This is a genomic window from Fulvivirga ulvae (assembly GCF_021389975.1).
Lineage (GTDB): Bacteria > Bacteroidota > Bacteroidia > Cytophagales > Cyclobacteriaceae > Fulvivirga > Fulvivirga ulvae.
In genome coordinates, this window is record NZ_CP089981.1 from 1,714,412 (window position 1) to 1,735,129 (window position 20,718).

7 protein-coding genes are annotated in these 20,718 nt (G+C 42.8%); all 7 read right to left on the reverse strand.

Features of this window, described 5'->3' with window-relative positions; genetic code table 11:
* Nucleotides 1–13: 13 nt before the first annotated feature.
* Entirely contained in the window at nt 14–1,771 is a 1,758-nt protein-coding gene (locus LVD17_RS07225; protein WP_233765755.1) for a carbamoyltransferase family protein, read from the reverse strand.
* A 170-nt stretch (nt 1,772–1,941) separates the two neighbouring features.
* On the reverse strand, nt 1,942–2,658 hold the full coding sequence (locus tag LVD17_RS07230; RefSeq protein ID WP_233765757.1) for a hypothetical protein: 717 nt from the start codon (nt 2,656–2,658) through the stop codon (nt 1,942–1,944).
* 154 nt (nt 2,659–2,812) lie between these two features.
* A complete protein-coding gene (locus LVD17_RS07235; RefSeq protein WP_233765759.1) occupies nt 2,813–4,330 on the reverse strand; it encodes a glycogen/starch synthase in 1,518 nt (505 codons plus the stop codon).
* A complete protein-coding gene (locus LVD17_RS07240) occupies nt 4,327–6,318 on the reverse strand; it encodes a glycoside hydrolase family 13 protein (protein ID WP_233765761.1) in 1,992 nt (663 codons plus the stop codon). The genes LVD17_RS07235 and LVD17_RS07240 overlap by 4 nt, the downstream gene beginning before the upstream one ends.
* A 31-nt stretch (nt 6,319–6,349) precedes the next feature.
* Complete coding sequence (locus tag LVD17_RS07245; protein WP_233765762.1) at nt 6,350–16,117, reverse strand: non-ribosomal peptide synthetase; 9,768 nt, start codon at nt 16,115–16,117, stop codon at nt 6,350–6,352.
* A gap of 187 nt (nt 16,118–16,304) precedes the next feature.
* Entirely contained in the window at nt 16,305–17,627 is a 1,323-nt protein-coding gene (locus LVD17_RS07250; RefSeq protein WP_233765763.1) for a serine hydrolase domain-containing protein, read from the reverse strand.
* 32 nt (nt 17,628–17,659) lie between these two features.
* Complete coding sequence (locus tag LVD17_RS07255) at nt 17,660–20,710, reverse strand: cyclic peptide export ABC transporter (RefSeq protein ID WP_233765764.1); 3,051 nt, start codon at nt 20,708–20,710, stop codon at nt 17,660–17,662.
* Nucleotides 20,711–20,718 lie beyond the last annotated feature (8 nt).

Here is a 20,718-nt window from a genome sequence, read left to right on the forward strand (position 1 = left end):
TGATTTAAGCTATTTATGCAAACGTGTAGACATCACTGTTTACATTTCTTGGTTGTACGGTACTGAATTTCTCCCCTAGAATTTTCTTAATTCTCTTTACCATTTCCTCATTACGGTCAAAAATGTATCCGCCAAGAACGAGGCAATCGATTTCTGTATTGATAAAGCAAAGCAAAGCGTCTTCTACAGAGCATACAATAGGTTCTCCCTTTACATTAAATGATGTATTAAGTAATATGGGTACTCCACTATAGGTCTCAAACTTCGATAATAGTTTATAGAATCTGGGGTTAGACTCCAAACTAACTGTTTGAACTCGAGCTGAGCCATCCACATGGGTAATGGCTGGCATATCCATCCCTGATTTTACCTGACAGGTTTCTAGCATAAAAGGCGATTCATGGTCCAGTTGAAAGTACTCAGCACACTTTTCTTTGATTACCGCCGGAGCAAAAGGTCTGAAACCTTCTCTTTTCTTTACCATACTGTTTATGATGTCACGCATATCCGGATTTCTGGGGTCTGCCAGTATGGACCTGTTCCCTAATGCTCTGGGGCCAAATTCCATTTTTCCCTGAAACCAGCCTATCACCTTTCCATCTTTCAGGCGTGTTGCCACCTCATCAAGAAGTCTCTCTTCATCGGTCGTATAATTCAGAGCTTCATTGGTAAAATCTCCCAGAATATCTGAAATTTGATCATTTGAAAATGAAGGGCCTGTATATATCTGATGAATACTAGATTGGGCCGGGCGTTCTCCTGTAATCTGGACATGTGCCTGACAGGCGGCCCCCAGAGCACCTCCTGAATCGTTAGAAGCTGGCTGAACAAACATGTTTTTAAAAGGGGTATTTTTCAAAACTTTTCCGTTTGCTACACAATTGAGAGCAACACCTCCTGCCAGGCAGAGGTTTTCAGACCCTGTTTCATTATATAAGTAAGTAACTTTCTCTATGAGAATCTCTTCCAAAACAACCTGAAGGCTTTTAGCTATATCCATATGGCAGGTATCTAAAGATGCATTCCGCTCACGTACCGGTACCCCTATCAGTTCGACCAGTTTTTCTGAATACATTCGCTTCCCTTTCATAAAGTCAAAATACTCTATATTGAGACTGTATTGCCCTTTATCTCCCATTGTAATCAATTGACGCATTTGAGGTGCATAGTGAGGTGTACCATATGGTGCGAGTCCCATGACCTTATATTCACCCTCATTGACCTCAAACCCCAGATAAGCTGTAATTGTACTATAAAGTAGTCCTAATGAATTGGGAAAATGTACCTCTTCAAAAAGGTCTATTTTTTTCCCTTTGGCACGCCCATAGGTAGTTGTCGCCCATTCCCCCACTCCATCCACAGTAAGTATACCTGCATCTTCAAAACCAGAAAAGAAGTAACTGCTTGCAGCATGAGACATGTGATGATCAACGAATACGATCTTTCCTTCATATCCCAATTGCTCCCGAATACTGTATTCTACATTTTTGGGATCAAAATCAGCCAGATTATCCAAACGGATATTCTGGTTTTTGCTCCACAATTGTCTTGCAAATTTTTTAACAGGATCTTCATAATAAGCTATACAATCTATATCAGATGGTGATAATCCTGCCTGCTCCAGACACCATCGGTATGCTTTTTTAGGTAACGACGAGTCATTTTTTATGCGGGTCAGCCTCTCCTCCTGAATAGCATTGATCAGTATACCATCCTGCAGCAGGCAACAAGCCGAATCGTGATAAAAAGCAGATATTCCTAAGATATTCATATGTATTAGAGATAAGTGTTAAAATATATTTATTGCCTCTAAAAGAAGCTATGGAACCGATTACTAATGAAGGCAACTGGCTCAACATTATTTGCAAAATTCTTTTCATAACCCCAGCACGGCAGCTGTCTCTCAGCTTTGAAGAATAATATTGTCTTTCATTATTAGAATTACCCTTTTATTGTTTCAGGGATTTCATACCCAACTGTTTTGGCAAAAAGAGTGACAGTGTTCTTATGCCCTTGGGGAGGTACATTTTCCTTATCAGTCTTGTTTAAATCCAACCACATTGAAAATGCAGAGGTAAAATAATTTATCATTTCCGGATCATTTGTGATATCCTTAGACGTGTACAATTCCTGATTATCAAATACAATGCGATAGAAACCCAGCTGCTCTGCAATTTTTCGGGTATTGCTTGATTTTTCCTTTACTTCCCAACACATTGCTGAGCAATATTCACTTTGAAGATAGTGATCAAATATTTTCTCAATAAAATTGCGTTTCCAATCCACAAACCGTGAAAAATATAAGGGACACTCCTCTTCTCCCACTCCCAATCCCATTTGAAAAGTGTTTTTATCAGTCGTTAACATGGCAAACCAGGAACCATTCATAATGAGAGGGAACCTTACTTTTTTGGATTCTCCCTTACCAAATACAGCAATGGGAACGTGTACATTTGTACCAGAGGGAACCATAAATCGTATCGCTATGTAGTTAAACCCTCCAGTTGTTTCTTTAAACATCGCGTTATAACTATCTATTTCCTTCATCGGATCCGGAAGGTTTTCCGGAATATTATCTTCGTTCGGTTCTAATGTTTCTATTTCAAAAGTGTTGTGTCGAAAAGCATCAGCCAAGGCTATCAACTCTTCATCATTCATATCATTCGGGATTTTTACAATTTTTGTCCTCATCATTATTATACTTTATTTGAAATCAGTTTTTTTATCATTCGGCAGGGATACTCTATGATCCTCTTCATTCCAATTGCCAGAACATTGACAACCTTAATTTCCTGGAACTGTATGGGTACTCTTAATCTACCATAACCTGACTCTCTTCTTCAACCATATCCAGAAATGTTAAATACTTCTCCATAGACCGCTTCCATGAAAAATCTTCCTTCATACCCCGTTCAACAATACTATTCCATTCAGCCTTTCGATGAAATACTTGTACTGCTTCACTCAATGTTTCTACGAGACTTTCATGCTCAAAATCAGGAATATAAAAACCGGTACACTTATGTGGAAGATGAGTGTATGAAATTACGGTATCTTTTAACCCTCCAACGGGCCTTACAACAGGAACACAACCGAACGCGAGGCCATACATTTGAACAAGTCCGCATGGCTCGAACAATGAAGGACATAATATCATATCAGCACCGGCAAGAAATTCATGAGCCTGCTTTTCAGTGTATTCATATACATAACTAAACTTTCCCGGAAACAACTCCATGGCCTTAGAAAGCCTTTTATGTATAATGCCATTTACTCCATTGGCCGGCCTTCCATATACAACTAACTTTAATCCCTGATCCAAAATAGTTTGTATCTGCTCCATTGCTTCAGCCTCCGACTTCCAAAGATTCATAAGCAAGTTGATTCCTTTTTGCTCTGTAAGTCTGGCCATAAACAAGACAACAGGCTCTTGATCTTCTGTCAGGCTCAGTTTTTTGTACATCCTGTTTTTCCAGTATGGTTTTATTTCCTTATAGTCAGACACGTCATAATGCTTGTCCAGGAATGGACTTTGGTTAGGAGACCACTGCTTTTCGTCAATACCATTAGGGAGCGCATATATCTTATTACGTTTTATCAAATCCAGAAATTGCATACCACAATGAGGAACCTGACTTTCAAGTAATTCCAAAGCATATGTTTCGCTGACAGTAGCCACATAATCCGCATTTTTAAAGGCAAGTGAAAAGAACGTCAGCATACCGTGGATTTTATGCACTTCCATTAGCTGATCACATGTCTCTGCTTCCAGCAGATGTACCTGATCCAAAAATATTTCGCCTTGAAATTCATAGTTATGTATCAGGAGTATTGTTTTGCAGTTAGGGCTAAGGCTTTCCAACAAATCAGGGTATACGAAACCTCCACATACATGCCAGTCATGAAAAAAAACAAAACCTGGCTGCATATCTTTAAGCTTAATCAAGTGCAAAGCGGCTTTGGCAAAATAGAGATAAACTACGAAGGGAAAGTTTTGTCCATAAGGTTTTTCTCCATCTTCATCTGTTGTCTTTCCTTCTCCCGATTCCATGTCGCTAAACTGCATTTCATCAGACATGTTCAGAAAATAAAAATCTACACCGTCTTCCTTATAATGATAATAGTAAAAGGTGTAATTAACATTTTGGATCTCAATTTCAAAACAATCCTGCTTGAACAAGTAGTCTTTGTGCATTCTTGTTTTGTAATAAAAAGAAATAACCACGTTGGGCTCTTTTAATGACAAATATTTGGGTAATGTACCCACTACATCACCAAGTCCTCCCCGCTTATAAAAGGGGGCTACTTCAGAAGCTAAGTGAACAATCATAGAATATTGATAGGGTTTCTTGTGTCTTTTAAAGTATCAGTAATCATCCCTGGTACGCTCCCATTTACCGAAAATACAATCTCAACCTGGTATGGTTCCAAGTTTATTTCTTCTCCATCTTTACTAAAAATGGTAGCTGTATCAGAGAAATTGAACAGGAAGTAAAGCGACTCTCCTTCAAAATTTCGTTCCAGAATAAAACTTCTTTTAGCTGAATCCACCAAGGGAAAAGAAAGACTCCCACTCTTAAAAATTTCGCTATGCTCAGACCTGACCTGACTCAGGTAGGTAACAAAGCTCTTTGTTTTTGACTCAACATCCATATCGTCAAATTCCATGCATCTCCTATTGAGCGGATCCCCCAACCCTTCCATTCCCTTTTCTTCGCCATAATACAATACCGGTGTACCGGGCAATGCAAAAAGCAGGGTTAGAGCAGGCTCATATAGGTTTTTAATATTTAGCAAGGAGTAAAAACGAGCAACATCATGGTTACTGAGGAAATTCCATGAGTCTCTACTAAAGTGATAAGAATTTCTGTAATACACTTCTAACATCTTATAGACCAGCATCCTCACTGATATACTCTCCTTTATAAAAAATGGAGTTAGCACATCCAGATATAGGGCATAATTTGTAAATCCGTCTATTGCACACATTCCGGAAAAAATACTTTCATCAAAATGCCAACTCTCTGCTACTATCAAGGCCTCCGGATTGATTTCCCTGGTCCTTGCTACAAAACGTTGAATAAATGACTCCGGCATCTCAGTGCAAACATCCAGCCGCCACCCATCTATATAGTAATGCCCTATCCATTTTTCTACAACTTTAAGGAAGTAGTCTTCAACTTCCGGATTCTCCAGATTAAACTGGGGTAACTCTTTGTAACCATGCCAGCAACTATAGTTATACTGCAAACCATCAATCAAAGGAAATCCACTAATCTCAAACCAGTTTCGGTATGCAGAATTTTTGCCTTTTTCCAGAACATCCTTAAATGCAAAAAAATCAGTGCTGCAATGGTTCAACCCAATATCCAGAATGAGTTTCATTCCCCTGGAATGTACTTCTTCAACTAATTTTTTCAGGTCTTCTTCACTGCCCAGAAGTGGATCCAACTTGAAATAATCGATACAGTCATATCGATGGTATGACTTTGAATGAAACACGGGGTTCAGATATATAAACTCAGCCCCAACAGATGCTATATAATCCAGCTTGTTAATGATACCTTTGATTGTGCCCCCGAAGAATTTATAGTAGTCAGGGGTCTTTCCCCAGGTTTCCAGGTAATCTTTTACAGGTTCTTCCTTAGTTCGATGGAACCTGTCCGGGAATACCTGATACCCCAAAAGATGAGCACTTGAATCTGATTTTTGATTTGATTCAAGGTTGAAAACAAATAGGTTATTTTGATGGACATTGGCAGACAATATACTTCCCGGGTGATAGTATCTGACCTGCCGAACGCCCGCTATCTTAAGGTAATAGTGAAGGTATTCTCCTTGTAAACGTACTCTGCTTTTCCAGAATGATTTATTCTTATACTGAAAAAACCGTGTTAGTGAATAACTCCTATCACTGGTTTCAAATACAACTTCCTCTATCCATCCATGATGCGTAATAGCACGTATCTCCCATATATCATCTTTGATATGGCTTATATATGCCGAGGAGTTTTCAAATTGAAGTGGGCTAAAAGGCTCTGTCTCAAGAATGAGTGGTGATCGTTTATGAGAATCATAAACTGAGATCATTGTTAATTCACTATTAACTGGTCTGGTAAAATCTCTATTTAAAAAATAATGTATGAATGATTTTCCTCGGGGCAGATCTACCTTGAGCTCAAATATACCCGATTGTCTGCACTCCATGGATTTTCTAAAATACCTTCCTTTAACCGGGAATACCCCCACATGTACTTCTGTAACCGTTGGGTCTGAGGATATATATAGAATTTCTTTGCGAATAAGGGCTTTGTCCATGTTATCTTTTTGATTAAACGAAATTGTTTGTTCAGCCAGGAATTAGTTCTTCTTGATGTAAAAGGTGTTGTTTAACACGTTCAATCCATTCCCGAAGATATTTTTCCTGAAAAAGAGTGTGGTTTTGGCCTTCAAACTTTCCTAAACGACAATTCTCTGCAATATGGCTTTCGACATAAGCTACCGTATCACTATCGTTACTGTAAGAAGCTTCTGGCAACAATAACAAAACAGGAATCTCAGGAGCAATAACAGGCACCTTATACTGGTTATGGGCAAAAAATAAAGATAAAGCCTGGTCATTATAAAATTTGTGTCCGAATGCCCTTTTTATATCAGCAGCCCTGGTTTCATCTTTAATTGCACCTTTTTCTCTTAAAACTCTCCTTCCAATTTCCCAGACATTTTCCAGAGGCTGATTTTTCATCAGGTCTTCTATGTCAGTAGGGGCAATTCCTGCCTGCCAGTCAATATCTTTTGCAATAAATGATGCAGTTTCTCCAAGAGTATACGCAGGAGCTATTTTTTCAGGAAGTACAGGTGCCGTCATCCAGAGAGGAGGATCTACCAATACAAGAGGTCCCACTTTTTTCCCAATTGATCTTAGTTTTTTAGATACTTCAAGTGCAAGTACACAACCGGAACAAAAACCACCAATAAGAAAAGTCCCATCCTGCTGATATTTCAGAATAGCCCGAGTTGTTTCCTCGACAATATCCTTAAACCTGGAAAACTCGAAGTCCCACGTCCTCAGATTTACATCCTGATCATTATTGATCATTTCGAGCATTTCAGGGAATAAAGCAGGAGCCTGGACACCAAAGAAATCTGTTATATCTGTTAGGTAGGGGCCCATGTCCAATATTCCAACAATACTTGTTGAAGGCATTATACCCCCCATTGGCGCACAGAAAAACAATTTATTAGTTGAATTAGAATTGGCTATTTCTGCAATTTTCACGGTCTCAGCCTGCTTTATTTTTTTAAACTTTTCGTCCAAACCGGCCGCCCAGCTATAGCGGTTATTGATATGACTTGCAATGGTCTCAATTGTTGTATTCCGGAATATGATATCCATGGAAATAATAATCCCCAAACGCATGTTAATTTGCTGTATGAGTTTCATGAGGGTCAACGAGTGTCCCCCCAGTTCAAAGAAGTCGGCATTGGTACTTATACTATCCTGCGGAAGCTCGAGGATCTCGGACCATATACTTACCAGACGGCGCTCCACCTCATTGGAAGGTGCCTGATATTCCTCCACCTCCACCTGATAGTCAGGCAGAGAGCTGTAATCCAGTTTACCATTGTGGGTCAGTGGCAACGCCTCCAGCTCAACATAATACTCAGGAACCATATAATCCGGTAAATATGCTGACAAATGGGTCTTTAACTCTTCTTTGTTAACGAGGACATCGGATACGTAATAGCCCACAAGGTGAGCATCTTCTCCCCGATGACGAAGGGCCACAGCCGCCTGACGAACCCCCGCACAACGCTCCAGCACATTGCTGATCTCTCCCAACTCTATGCGATAACCACGAAGTTTTACCTGGGTATCGATGCGACCCAGGTACTCCAGGGTTCCGTCTGATCGCCAGCGGGCCAGATCACCGGTTCGATACAAACGCCCCAACTCGCCTTCTCCAATAATGAATTTTGACGAGGTCAACTCCGGACGGTTAACATAACCCGCCGCTACCTGAACTCCTCCTATGCATAGCTCTCCTACGCTGCCACGGGACAATAACCGGCTCTGGTCATCCATGATGTGGATCTGCGTGTTTAACACCGGACGACCAATAGAAACCACGCCCCCGGAGTAGCCATCCAGGCAAATGGAGGTCACATCTATGGCTGCCTCGGTTGGCCCATAATAGTTATGGAGTCGTGCATGCGTAAAAACAGACGAAAAGGATTCTACGGTCACTCCTTTCAGCGCTTCGCCACTACAGATCACCTCTCTCACTCCGGGAAGCATTGCTCCTTCTAACTGCATAGTATCCAGAAATACTGACAGCATCGAGGGCACAAAGTGTATGACTTCAACACCTGCTTCTGCTATCGTGGTGCTGAGGTAGCTCTGGTCTTTATGACCTTCAGGGCGTGCAATCACCAGTGTCCCCCCTGTTATCAGCGGTAAAATAAGTTCCCAGACAGAAACATCAAAAACGACCGGTGTCTTATGTAAAAAACGAGTGCCTGCGGTAAGGCCAAGCTCTTCCTGCATCCATAGCAGTCGGTTGATCAGTCCTCCGTGGGTGTTCTCTACACCTTTCGGTTGCCCTGTTGATCCTGAGGTGTAGATGATATAGGCCGTAGATGATCGGTCGGCGGGTGTCCATAGCACTGCCGATGTATCTTTTGCCAGGGTAGCTGTTCTGATAACAAAACATGATGAAGGCAGCCCCATAGCTTCTGACTGGAATGCGCCGCTAAGCAAACATACCGCTCCGCTGTCTTCGAGGATCTCTCTGATCCGTGAAGCGGGGTAATCAGGATCCACCGGAAGGTATACGCCCCCGGCTTTGAAAATACCCAATATACTGGCTATTAAGTCTGGGCTGCGCTCTTGTAAAACTCCTACTACATCGCCACCTACAACGCCGGAGGACTGCAATGACGATGCGATTTGGTCTGAGCGTGCATCCAAATCCCGGTAGCTTATCTCTTCGCCCTCATAAATCAACGCCACGCCATCGGGGGTTGATGATACATGACTGGCAAACAGGGGAAGGATGGAAAAGTCTTTGGGAATATCTCTATCAGCACCCTGAAGTTCCGCAAGGGATCCATTGTCTTCCGCCAATACGGTTGACAGGTTGATCTTCCGGTCAAGGGAGTCTGCCAACAGGCGAAGGGTATTCTCATAAATTTGGGTGAATCTCCTGAAATCTGTATCGGAGATAAAGGTGGTCACATAATCATACTGGATAAAACAGTTGCTTCGTACGCCGTTAACACTTACTTCAAACAAACCATGACCCCGGATGAAGTTATCGATAGCCACACGCTCCTCTTCGGTCACGGACCGGGAATGATCCATCGATAGTTCATAGATCACATGGAAGCTCGTAAAGTTGAACAGCAGGTCGGTGATCGGGTTTTCCGTGAAATTGGTTACCCCCATCGCCCGCGCTATTCGGAACAGGGAGGTACGATCGTATGCTTTGATCTCCTGTAGCTTCTGTTCTACTTTGGTCAAAAGTAATTCACCGGTCAGTTCTTCTGTCAGATCCAGACGCACTGGAATCGTATTTAAGAAGTTACCAAATACATCTACGCCTTCTTCCCCGATCATGCGGTTGAAGGTCACCAAACCGGCTACGATGTCTGAGCTGTAGCTCATCATATTCAGACTGCTCATATACGCCGCAAAGAACAGGTTCTTGACGGTCGTGCCTCGGCTCGACGCCAGGTCTTCCAAAGACCCGAAAAGATCCTGGTCAAAAGGAACCTTTATCGAACGGAACGAACTATCCTCCACTGGGGTATTCAAACTGAACTTCGTAAAGCCCGATAGCTCTGATTTCCAAAAATCAAGGCTCTCTTCCATCCGGTCATAAACCATCTCTTCTATGATGAACTCCCGGTAGCCGGTACTTAATGGGGCCGGACGATATGCATTATCTTCCTGAAGGGCTCGATAGGTCCTGTTCAGTTCCGTCATAAAAGTGGCTATACTCCAGCCATCGGAAATGGCATGGTGGATCTCAAAGATCAGTACATGAAAGTCTTCCTGAAGACGAAAAGCACTCAACCGCCATAAGGGGGCCTTATCCAGGGCGAAGGGGTGCTCTTGGGAGTGCTCCATATAGGATCGGATATGCCCTTCCTGCTCCTGCTTTGGTTTTCCTCTCAAATCCGCATAGGGAACTTCTATTGAAAAGGGTTTATAGATCACATGGGCATTCTCCCCGACATCAAGAGCGGTGCGCAGGGCACTCTGCTTTTCTGTCAACAGGGTTAAGGCTTGTTCCAGAACATGGATATCAAAGTCCTCATAGGTAACCTCCCATACCAGTTGTTCAAAATAGATCAGGGCTTCTTCGTTCCGAAGCTGGATAAAGCTCATCCCTCGCTCTATATTGGACATCGGATAAACTGACTCTATGGACGGGTCAGCATGCTTCGAGCGATAGGATGCTGAAAACTCTGCCAGCTCGGTCTGTACCTCCTGGTAATAACGCTCATGACCTCGGCTATCTTCTGAACGGGCATAGGCAAGCAGCTCTTCCAGCGTCTGATATTTATATAGATCTGATACTTTTAGCCTGGTATGAAGCGTGTCATTCATTCGGCTGATCAGACGAATCGCTGTAATCGAATCCCCGCCAATACTGAAGTAGTTGTCTTCAAGACCAACTGTTTCAAGACCTAGTGTAGCACTCCAAATAGATGATATTTTCTTCTCTATATACGTTTTTGCAGGCTTACTACCATACGTTAAATGCTGTATAGGATCTGGCAGGTACTGCTCATCCAGCTTACCATTAGCTGTTACTTTTAAGTGATCTATGCGAACAAAGTATGACGGTATCATATACAGGGGTAGCTTATTAGCCAGAAGCCTGCGAAATTGTACTACATCTATCTCTTCCGGCCCTATATAGTAGGCTACCAGGTATTGATCCTGTGACCGCTCCCGGAACACTACCTTTACTTCTTCAATAAACTTGTAAGTGGACAGGATGTTCTCTATGGCCTGTAGCTCTACCCGGAAACCTTTTAGCTGTACCTGGTGGTCCATACGACGATAGTAGATCAACTCGCCATGAGCGTCAACACGGACAAGGTCGCCGCTCCTGTATAGTTTCCAGGGGGAGACCTCAGGACGACTGATAAATTTCTCGCCGGTCAGATCAGCATTTCCAATATATCCCTGGGATACGCCATAACCGCCTACATACAGTTCGCCTGGCAAGCCATGGGGAACTATGTTTCCGTCGCTATTGACCACGCACGCAAAGTATCCTGCTAATGGAATTCCTACATTGCTCTCATTCCTGGATATAATCGGGCGGGTGATCTCTTTGTAGGTTACATGTACCGTCGTCTCGGTTATTCCATACATGTTCACCAGTTTCACGCCTGGGTAGGTGTCGTTCCAGTCTGAAAGCATTCCCGGCTGAAGCTTTTCGCCACCAAAAATAATGTAACGGAGCTTTATTGCTGAAGGTGCCTGTAAAGCTACACGCATAAGGTTATAAAAGGCGGTCGGCGTCTGGTTCAAAACCGTTACCTGATCGCTAACTATTCGACTCAAAAACAGGGCCGGGTCAAGAAGTTCTTCTCGTGAAACCACCAGTAAACGGCCTCCCGTAGTTAGGGGACTGAAGATCTCCCAAACACTAAAATCAAAACAATAACGATGGAACATTGTCCAGGTATCTGATGAGCTAAAGGCAAATGGGGTATCCCGGTTTAGTACCAGGTTCTTCAGGTTCTCATGGCTGATCATCACTCCTTTGGACTTCCCTGTCGTACCGGAAGTATAGATGATATAGGCCAGGGTTTCGGAGGGTATCGATACACCCGGGTTCTCTGAACTATAGCTTGCAAGATCAATGGTGTCCGAACTTATTACTTCAATGTTTAACCCAGTCAATGCCTTCTCCGAATGGGTCAGTAACACCAGGGCCTGACTGTCTGAAAGTATCTCCATGATCCGTTCTGATGAGGCTTCGTCATCGATCGGCACATAGGTCGAACCGGTTTTCAATACCGCAAGAATCGCCACGATCATCTCCACCGATCGGTTATAATATAGCCCGATGCACTGTCCCGGACCGGCACCTGACATCTGAAGGTGCCGTGCCAAACGGTTGCTTCGCGCATTAAGTGCGCTGTAGCTCAATCTATCTTCTCCGTAGCTAACGGCTAACTTATCCGCATGCGCTAACACCTGCATCTCAAAGGCATCTATTACTGTCTGATCAGGAGCAAAACATGGCTCTGTCAGGGGGTAATTTAAATATACCTCAGGACCTTCTGCCTGAAGGCTAACCGAACGGAGGGACTGCCCCGGATCGGAAAGGACGCTATTCAATATGTATTGGTAGGCTTCCATAAAAACCTGTATGGTCGCTGGTTTAAATAGTGCCGTGCTGTATTCCATCTCCAGCAACAGACCTTCTGGCGTTTCTTTTACAATCAGGGTCAGGTCAAATTTTGACAGCTTGTGGTCCAGTTGAACCGGAACTGCTTTGTATTCCTCTCTGGCTTCAGGATCAGATTCCAGGTGCTCATAAACCAGACAGATATCAAACAGCGGGTTCCGGCTGGTATCACGGGCTACGTCAAGGCTTTCCAGTAAATCTTCGTAGGGAAAGTCCTGGTGGTCCATGCATTGCAATACACGCTCTTTTACCTGAGCATGGAACGCTTCAAAACTCAGGTTGCGGTCTAATAGCATCCGGATCGGAAGGGTACTCGCCAGCATCCCGAAAAGGTCTGACAGGTCGGGGTGGTTACGGCCATTGGTGACGGTACCTATCACCAGGTCATCGCTGCCGGACAGTTTCCCGACTAAAAGGTAATAGGCGGCATAGATGACGGTGTAAACCGAACTGCTGTGTTCCTCTGCATAATTTCTTAACCCCTGGGTAGTTGTATCCGCTAATTCCAGGGAAAGCGTATCTCCTGCAAAACTCCTGAAATGGGGACGAGGAAAGTCTCCGGGAAGTTCCAGGGGGGAAGGAAGGGACACATACTCTCTCTCCCAGAATTGTCTTTGTTTAACAAGCTCTGCCTGCCTCTCTGAACTGTGGTACCAAATCACATAATCACGGTACTGCAATGGAACCGGATCAAGGGTAACACCCTGGTAAAGTGACAAAAGCTCTTTGACCAGAAGACGCTGGGTGACGCCATCACTGATGATATGGTGGATATCAAACAGCAAAAGGCTACTTGTATCGCCGGGTACTACGCCTATCCGAAACAATGGAAGGCTATTCAAAGAAAATGATTCCCTGAACTCTTGTAGAAGGTGTGCTTCATCTGTTCCTTCATCTGGTTGATAAAACCTTACGGATACAGCCCCTTCTTCATGCACTTTCTGAACTGGATCCCCCTGCTCCAGGTCAAATGTAGTACGCAGGATCTCATGACGCTCAACCAAATCCTCGCAGGCTTTCCGCAAACGATCTTCTTCCAGAATCACGGGCAACCTAACGGCAAAGGGCATGTTATAAGCCGTATTATCTTCTTCCAGGTGTTGTACAAAATACAACCGACGCTGGGCTGGAGATAATGGGTAGGACAAGCAGGGCGCTGTTCGTTGGATCTGGCTATGTGTGGTCCGGTCAGATTCCTTTAACAGGGTTGCCTGGGAGGATATGGTGTCTCTTTCAAATAAGGCGGATATACTCACATTGACATGGTAGTCTTTTAAGATGCTGTGCTTCAGCATAACAACGGTCAGCGAGTTGCCCCCTACACTGAAAAAGCTGGTATGGGTACCCAGGCTATCCGCAGGTTGGGATAGTACCTGACTCCATAAATTTTGAAGGTATAACTCCTCTTCGTTCTCTGGGTTACTCGCTTTGGATGTGCGGTTGGGAGCAGAACATAACGCCAGAAGTGCCCGCTTATCAGTCTTACCATTAGGGGTTAGAGGGAGTACCGGGACATGGATAAATACCGAGGGTATCATATAATCCGGCACCTGGCTGGATAGATACGCTCGAAGGGTCGACTCTTTATAGGGAGTAGCACTCACATAAAAGGCTGCCAGCATCTTATGCTCTTGCTGCTCCTGTACCAATACCACCGCCTGTCTGATATCCTCGTAGTTCTGAAGGTGGTTCTCCAAAGATCCCAACTCTATACGGTAGCCTCGAAGCTGTACCTGGTTGTCTTTCCGGCTCAGGTATTCCAACTCCCCGTTTTCCATGACGCGCACAAGGTCTCCCGACTTGTAAATGCGCTCCCCCTCTATATATGGGTGTTCTATAAAACGACTGCACGTTAACTCAGCCTTGCCATAGTAACCATCGGCTAAGCCGATCCCTCCTACATGAAGTTCCCCGATCATTCCGTTCGGAACAAGACAATTGTGTTCATCAAGTATATAGATCGAAAGGGTTGGTAATGGTCGTCCGATGTTACTAGATCCCCTTTCTATATCTTCTCTTGTTATATGTTTAAACGTATTGTGGACCGTCGTCTCGGTGATCCCGTACATATTGATAACCTTTGTCTCAGGGTAGCTTTCATACCAGGATCGCATCAGGGAGGGGTTAAAGGCTTCGCCCCCTAAAGTGATATAGCGTAATTTAAAATCAGCTTCGGGATGGTGATCTTTATGACGAATCAGGTTGTAGAAGGCACTAGGGGTCTGACATAGGCATGTTACGCCTGATTCTTTCAATAGCTCTATGAATGCAAGCGTATCCATCGAGGTCTCCCGAGAAAGAACGATCAGCTCGCCTCCATAAAGCAACGCTCCGAAGATCTCCCATACGCTCATGTCAAAACAGGGGCTGTGGAACATTACCCATATATCACTGCTCCTGAACTCAAAATCAAGTGAGTCATTGTAGAGCAGGCGAACCACATTCCGGTGAGGGATCATGACACCCTTGGGGTTACCGGTTGTACCCGAGGTATAGATGATATAGCACAGGTCTTCAGGTTTCGGACATACCCCGACTGGTAAATCACTATAGTCTGTCGATCTGCTTATCGGGATGATCTGATGTTTATAAGCCAAGCCATCGACTGGCTCCGTGGACAGTACCAGATCAACGCCGCTGTCTTCAAGTATATATTGAATACGTTTAGCCGGATAGTTTACATCTACGGGAACGTAAACACCTCCCATCTTCAAAATACCCAGTATTCCAATGATCGTCTCATGACTACGACCTGTCAACAATCCGATCAGGTCGCCAGGACGCCCGCCATGAGCCATCAGCATATGGGCTACACGGTTTGATGCCTGGTCAAGCGATGAATAGCTCATATGAACTTCCCCGTAAACTATCGCCGTTTGTTCTGGATACAACGATACCTGACTGGCAAAAAGGCTAACGATTGTCGACGATTCAGGATAGCTTACCGAACGGTGATCAAACTGACTCAACAGATGTTCACGCTCAAGCTCACTGGTCAGCTCCACTTTACTGTAATGCTGGTCAGGAAATGCTAAAAGGTTCAACAGCAACCGCTCGTAAAAACCATACAGCTTCAAAATGCTATCTTCTCTGTATTTTAGCTTGTTATAACTAATCTGTACCTGCGATCCTTCAAAATGGTAATGAAGATCACATAATAAGCCTGACAGGTCACTTGGCTGATGAATACCTGCACTGGTTAACCCCAAAAGGCTGCCGGACGAAACGCCTGTTATACGATCTCGAAGCAATAGGGTAACATTACAATGCGGGTGGCTAAGGCTATCAAGTATACATGACTTTACCTGCAACAAAATGTCCCGAAATGTGGTCGTTGCCCCCAGTTCACTCATCACGGGAATAACATAACCTGATGATACCGAAGTCCCCGTGTCGGTATAAGCGCCTGTAAATACCAGCGCCTGACTACTGCCGCATAACCGGCTCGCCAAAACCTGGAAACCGGATAGCAATACCATGTGCTGGGCCCGCAATGAGGCCGATACCTTATTCAGACCGGATATTAAACCCTCTGAAACTTCAACTTCCACAACTCCTGATTCGTAACCTTCTTGATGACGTTCCTCATAATCACCAAAATAATCCGTGCCCTCCCATCGATCCAGATGACCTGTAAAATAACCTCGGTCAACCATATGTATCTTATTATCTTTTGACATAAATACTCCCTTTTTATTATCTCAATCCGCCTTTATTTATCCAGTATTCTCCAAATAAAAATGCGGTATTATTTTAATACTATTTTGTTTAGACAGACATGCAAATCAAAGTTTTACGCTAACCGGTAAGCCGGCACAATGAACCTCTATTCACTATCTGTTATTACTATTCCATTTTGGTCTCAGATTACTGATCCAAGTATTGACGAACCTTTTCTGAAAGATCTCCGTCCTTCCTGGAAATAATACTTGCCAGTTCTTCCAGTTCACCGGTCTGCAACATATTCTTCCCTTTAAGGTAATCCAGCTTCCTAAATAAGGCTTCACTTCCTTTGCGTCGATAAACATGAAAGAGCATCCATGGAGTACTAGGATACATATCAGGGTTTCCATTTTCAAGTTCCAGATCAAACTCAGTGGTGAGTTGGTTAATCTTATACATCAACCGCTTACCTGAATCACTATTGGTAAAAAAGATAAACCCTCTTTGATTTTGGTCCGAATAGATCACTGTTGATTTGAATCCGGAATTACTTCCATTAAAGAAAAGAAGGTCCTCTTCCTGAAAACGCAACACACTGAACCCCGGTCCTGTATAAACCGAAAAATTGTCCAACGGCTGTAACAGTACCAGAGATTCTAACATTTCCTTGTGTATAGTTTCTGAAAAAGTCTCCTTGTCAAAAAAACTCAACACCAATTTTGCATAGTCAGCAGCGGTTGTATGTATATATGAAGCAGGCAATTTATCAGCATCGTAATCCATTGCTTTAGTCATCACATTACCAAAGATGTCGTGACCGGTCACATAATTTGATGTAGTAAGTTTTGCTGTTGTAGTTTGCTCCATCCCATCCGATACCCACATATAGGTATCTTTCAAGCCCAACGGTTCCAACACAAGTCGATTTGTAAAATCAACAAAAGACTCGCTCAAAAGGTGTTCCATTACCTCAGTAAGATACAGAAAGCCTTCCCCAGAATATATAAAAGTCTTTCCCGGTTCTTCCAGAATTTCCAACACTTTCGGGTCGTTCTCCGATGTCCAGTTTTCAATTCCGGAGGTATGGCTCAAAATCATCCGCGCTGTAATCTTCTTATAACGCTTATCATGCATTAGCGGCTTGTAACGTCCATGATAGTTGAAAAGTGGGACATCCAGGTCCAGCACGCCTTTATCTACCAGCTTATAAACGCTGAAGACCAAAAAGATCTTGGATAAAGAACAGGCCTCAAATGCTGTATGGAGATCTGCTGCATCATCAGTCCCCATCTTTTTGTATCCGTATACATTTGAATAGGCTGTTTTTCCATCTTCTAATATAGCAATTGACAAGGCGGGGATACCCAGTTCGCTCATCAGTTGTTCGATTTCCAGATCAAAGGTCAGTGCATGAACATCTTTGCCATTAGAGGTAAAATAACCATCAGCCTGCCCTAGTGCCGCAGAACTGAGAATTAGTAAAACACAAAAAATAATGCGCTGAACTGTTATAGTAATTGTATTCATTAGTAGTTGATTTTATAGTTTATGAGGTTGGTTTAAATAGCATCCACAGGAGTTTTATTCACCCGGTAGGTCTTTAATTTTCCTGTTTCCATTTTAAGTACCATGTCAGGAACATCAAAATAGTTATCATCATGAGTAATTGCGATCACGATCTTTCCTGCTTTCTTCATCTCTGGTAGTAAGGTCTTATAGAAGAATTTTCTGTAATCGGGGTCCTGGTCTGCTGCCCATTCGTCAAACAAATAAATCGGTCTGTCTTCCATAAAACACTGGAGCAGAGCAAGCCTTTTTCGCTGGCCACTCGATAGCTTGATGGTACTGTAGTTGTTATCAGTTACCGTAATTTTCTCATCTAATTGTAGTAATTTAAGGTAGTGATCAAACTGCTCTTCACGCCCGTTAAGGTCTATATCATACATTTTTTGGAACAGATGGGCAGGACTAAAAACAGTAGAAAAATATTCTCCAAGGTCAGCGCTACTCACCAGGTTGCCATTGACACTAAACTCCCCTTCAATTGGTTTGTATAGACCTGTCAGCATTTTTGCTAATGTTGTTTTGCCACTGCCATTACCTCCTATGATGAAGAGAATCTCTCCAGCCTGAACGTCCAGATCTATCGGCCCCACTGAAAAACTTTCCTTTGTGTTATCACTTTCATAGCAAAATGAGATTCCCTTTGCACTGAAGGATTCAATAAGTGTATGTTTTACTTCCTCCCGCTGATCGAGTAATGTATCATAAGGGATTTCCTTTATAAACTCCTGAATGCGATTCCATGCTATCTTTATCTGAAGAACCGAGGGTATGGACTCTACAATACGGTTTATAGGCCCAATGAGATAAAGTAAAACGATCACAAAATTCATGATCACAAAATTTTCAATATTTGAAAAGAATTCGGGGATTCCGTAAGCTACCAGCCCCAAGAGAGCCACCAACATAAATTCTCCAATGTAAGAGGAGTTTAGCAACTTAATATCGGCTATCAAAACTTTTGATTTATATCGCTCTGCACTTTGAGAAACATCATCTCTGAACTCTAGTTTTTTATTCCGGTGCAGACTTATTTCCTTATATCCATGAACAAGGTCATTGATATAACTCATAAAAATATTAGTCTCATGCCTGGCTCTATCCAGAAAAACGTTTGATTTTCTTACAGAGATATTATAAACCAGTAACAGGAGACACATAAAAAATATGGTAAGTAAAGCAGCCCAAAATGCAATTGAAATGAGATATACAAAGACACCTATTACTGTTATGGTACTTGAAAACAACAATACAATGACGTTGGTTGAATCCCCCACCCTGGAAACATCATCATTCAATGCTGCATAAATTCTTCCAATATTAATCTTCTCAAAGCGCTGATAAGATGTAGAAAGGATTTTTGATAATAATTGTACACGCAGCTCATACACCAATCCCCTGGTAAATCGCACCAATTTGATCTGAACATACCTTCTTCCCAGCAGGTATATTGATAATATGAGAAAATAGTAAAACAAAAGATAGCGCACGGGTACGTCTGATCCTATAGAAGATGTAATAACTATGATTACCCCTACATTGGCAAATCCGGAAAGGATGCTAAGCAACAATATCTTAGGTGCGAATCTCTTATATTCATTTTTTTGGGGGAATAGTAATGTGAAAACCGAAGCCAGATAGGATACGCCAACTGCCAGAACCATGACCCACAACAACACGCGCAGACTCATGGGAGACCAGATAAATGTTGTATTCCAATCAAGTTCTAAAATGGCTTCGGGAAAAATATAAATCCCATAGGTAAACGGTAATATTACTACCAGAGATAAGAGGAACCCTAGCATCCTTTTGATGGTAAGGGTTTCAAATTTTCTCTTTTTCTGAAATATATCTACAAAAACAGAAATCATAAACCCTAACACGACCAACACATAGAACAGTAACGCTATAGCTAGCATGGCATATGTGGTATCATTCTGATCCCCCGGATCATACATTTCGGGGATTTCTTCACCATTTATGAGATCAAAAATCTGCTGTCCTAGTGGGGCAGTAAAATTGCTATTCGCGTTAGCCACCAGAAACAATGCTGTACCAGCTTTTTCCCTCAATACTGCATAAGCTGTAAAGTCAGGATTTTGTCCGCTATGCAAAATATCCCCATCACCTTCCAGTGAGACCTCCCATCCCATAGCATACGATTTATTGTTGTGAGGAGAGACTGTTTCGTCTCGGTTATGGGTTAATTCCACCAATGAATCTAATGAGGTATTTATCATACCCAACTGTATCTTCATCCACTTTTTCAGATCGTTTGCATCAGATATGACATACGCCGCTGCGTTGTTTCCTCTAAAGGACGGTTCGCTGTATGCAATAGGCTCGAAAAAGCCTATTTTGTATCCTTGAGCCTTCAATGTATCATTTTCACTCGCACTGATTCTTGTATTTGAAAGGCCAAGTTCTATAAACAAATCCTGCATCAACTCTTCAAAAGATTCTCCAGTAACCTTTTGCATAACCAGGGCCAGTATATCATAATTTATAGTTGCATATTGGTACATGGAGCCAGGTTTGAACTCTAGCTCCTGCCCTATCAATTTTCGTACGGTCTGTTCTAGTGCATCGTCTTTACTTGATTCTGGTATTAAGGACAAGGTATGCCAGGGTATTCCGCTTGTATGATGCAGCAATTGCCTTAAGGTGATCGTAACTTCTTGCTCTTCAAACATTACCTCAAACCATGGAATGAGTGTATTCACCGGGGTATCCAATGACAAGTCTCTCTCCTTTACAAATTTCAAAAATGCCAGTGCTGTAAAAGCTTTACTACAGGATGCCAGTTCAAAGCGGGTATCTAGCAAAACCGGAATACCTTTTTCTATATTGGCATACCCATAGCTCTTTATATATTCCTGGTCTCCCTTCAGAGCAATGAGTGTAAGTCCGGGAATATCTCCATTCTCCATAAATTGCTGTACCTTTTTATCGATCTCTTCCACAGGAAAGGGCTGTGGTTCCTGGCCGTATAACCAGGTACTGCTCATCATAAAAATGAGAATGAATATACTTTTAAAATGCTTCATTAAATGGT

What these genes read in the sequence shown, in the direction of transcription:
- LVD17_RS07225 (WP_233765755.1), bottom strand. Translation starts at nt 1,771, where the DNA reads ATGAATATCTTAGGAATATCTGCTTTTTATCACGATTCGGCTTGTTGC.
- LVD17_RS07230 (WP_233765757.1), bottom strand. Translation starts at nt 2,658, where the DNA reads ATGAATGATGAAGAGTTGATAGCCTTGGCTGATGCTTTTCGACACAAC.
- LVD17_RS07235 (WP_233765759.1), bottom strand. Translation starts at nt 4,330, where the DNA reads ATGATTGTTCACTTAGCTTCTGAAGTAGCCCCCTTTTATAAGCGGGGA.
- LVD17_RS07240 (WP_233765761.1), bottom strand. Translation starts at nt 6,318, where the DNA reads ATGGACAAAGCCCTTATTCGCAAAGAAATTCTATATATATCCTCAGAC.
- LVD17_RS07245 (WP_233765762.1), bottom strand. Translation starts at nt 16,117, where the DNA reads ATGTCAAAAGATAATAAGATACATATGGTTGACCGAGGTTATTTTACA.
- LVD17_RS07250 (WP_233765763.1), bottom strand. Translation starts at nt 17,627, where the DNA reads ATGAATACAATTACTATAACAGTTCAGCGCATTATTTTTTGTGTTTTA.
- LVD17_RS07255 (WP_233765764.1), bottom strand. Translation starts at nt 20,710, where the DNA reads ATGAAGCATTTTAAAAGTATATTCATTCTCATTTTTATGATGAGCAGT.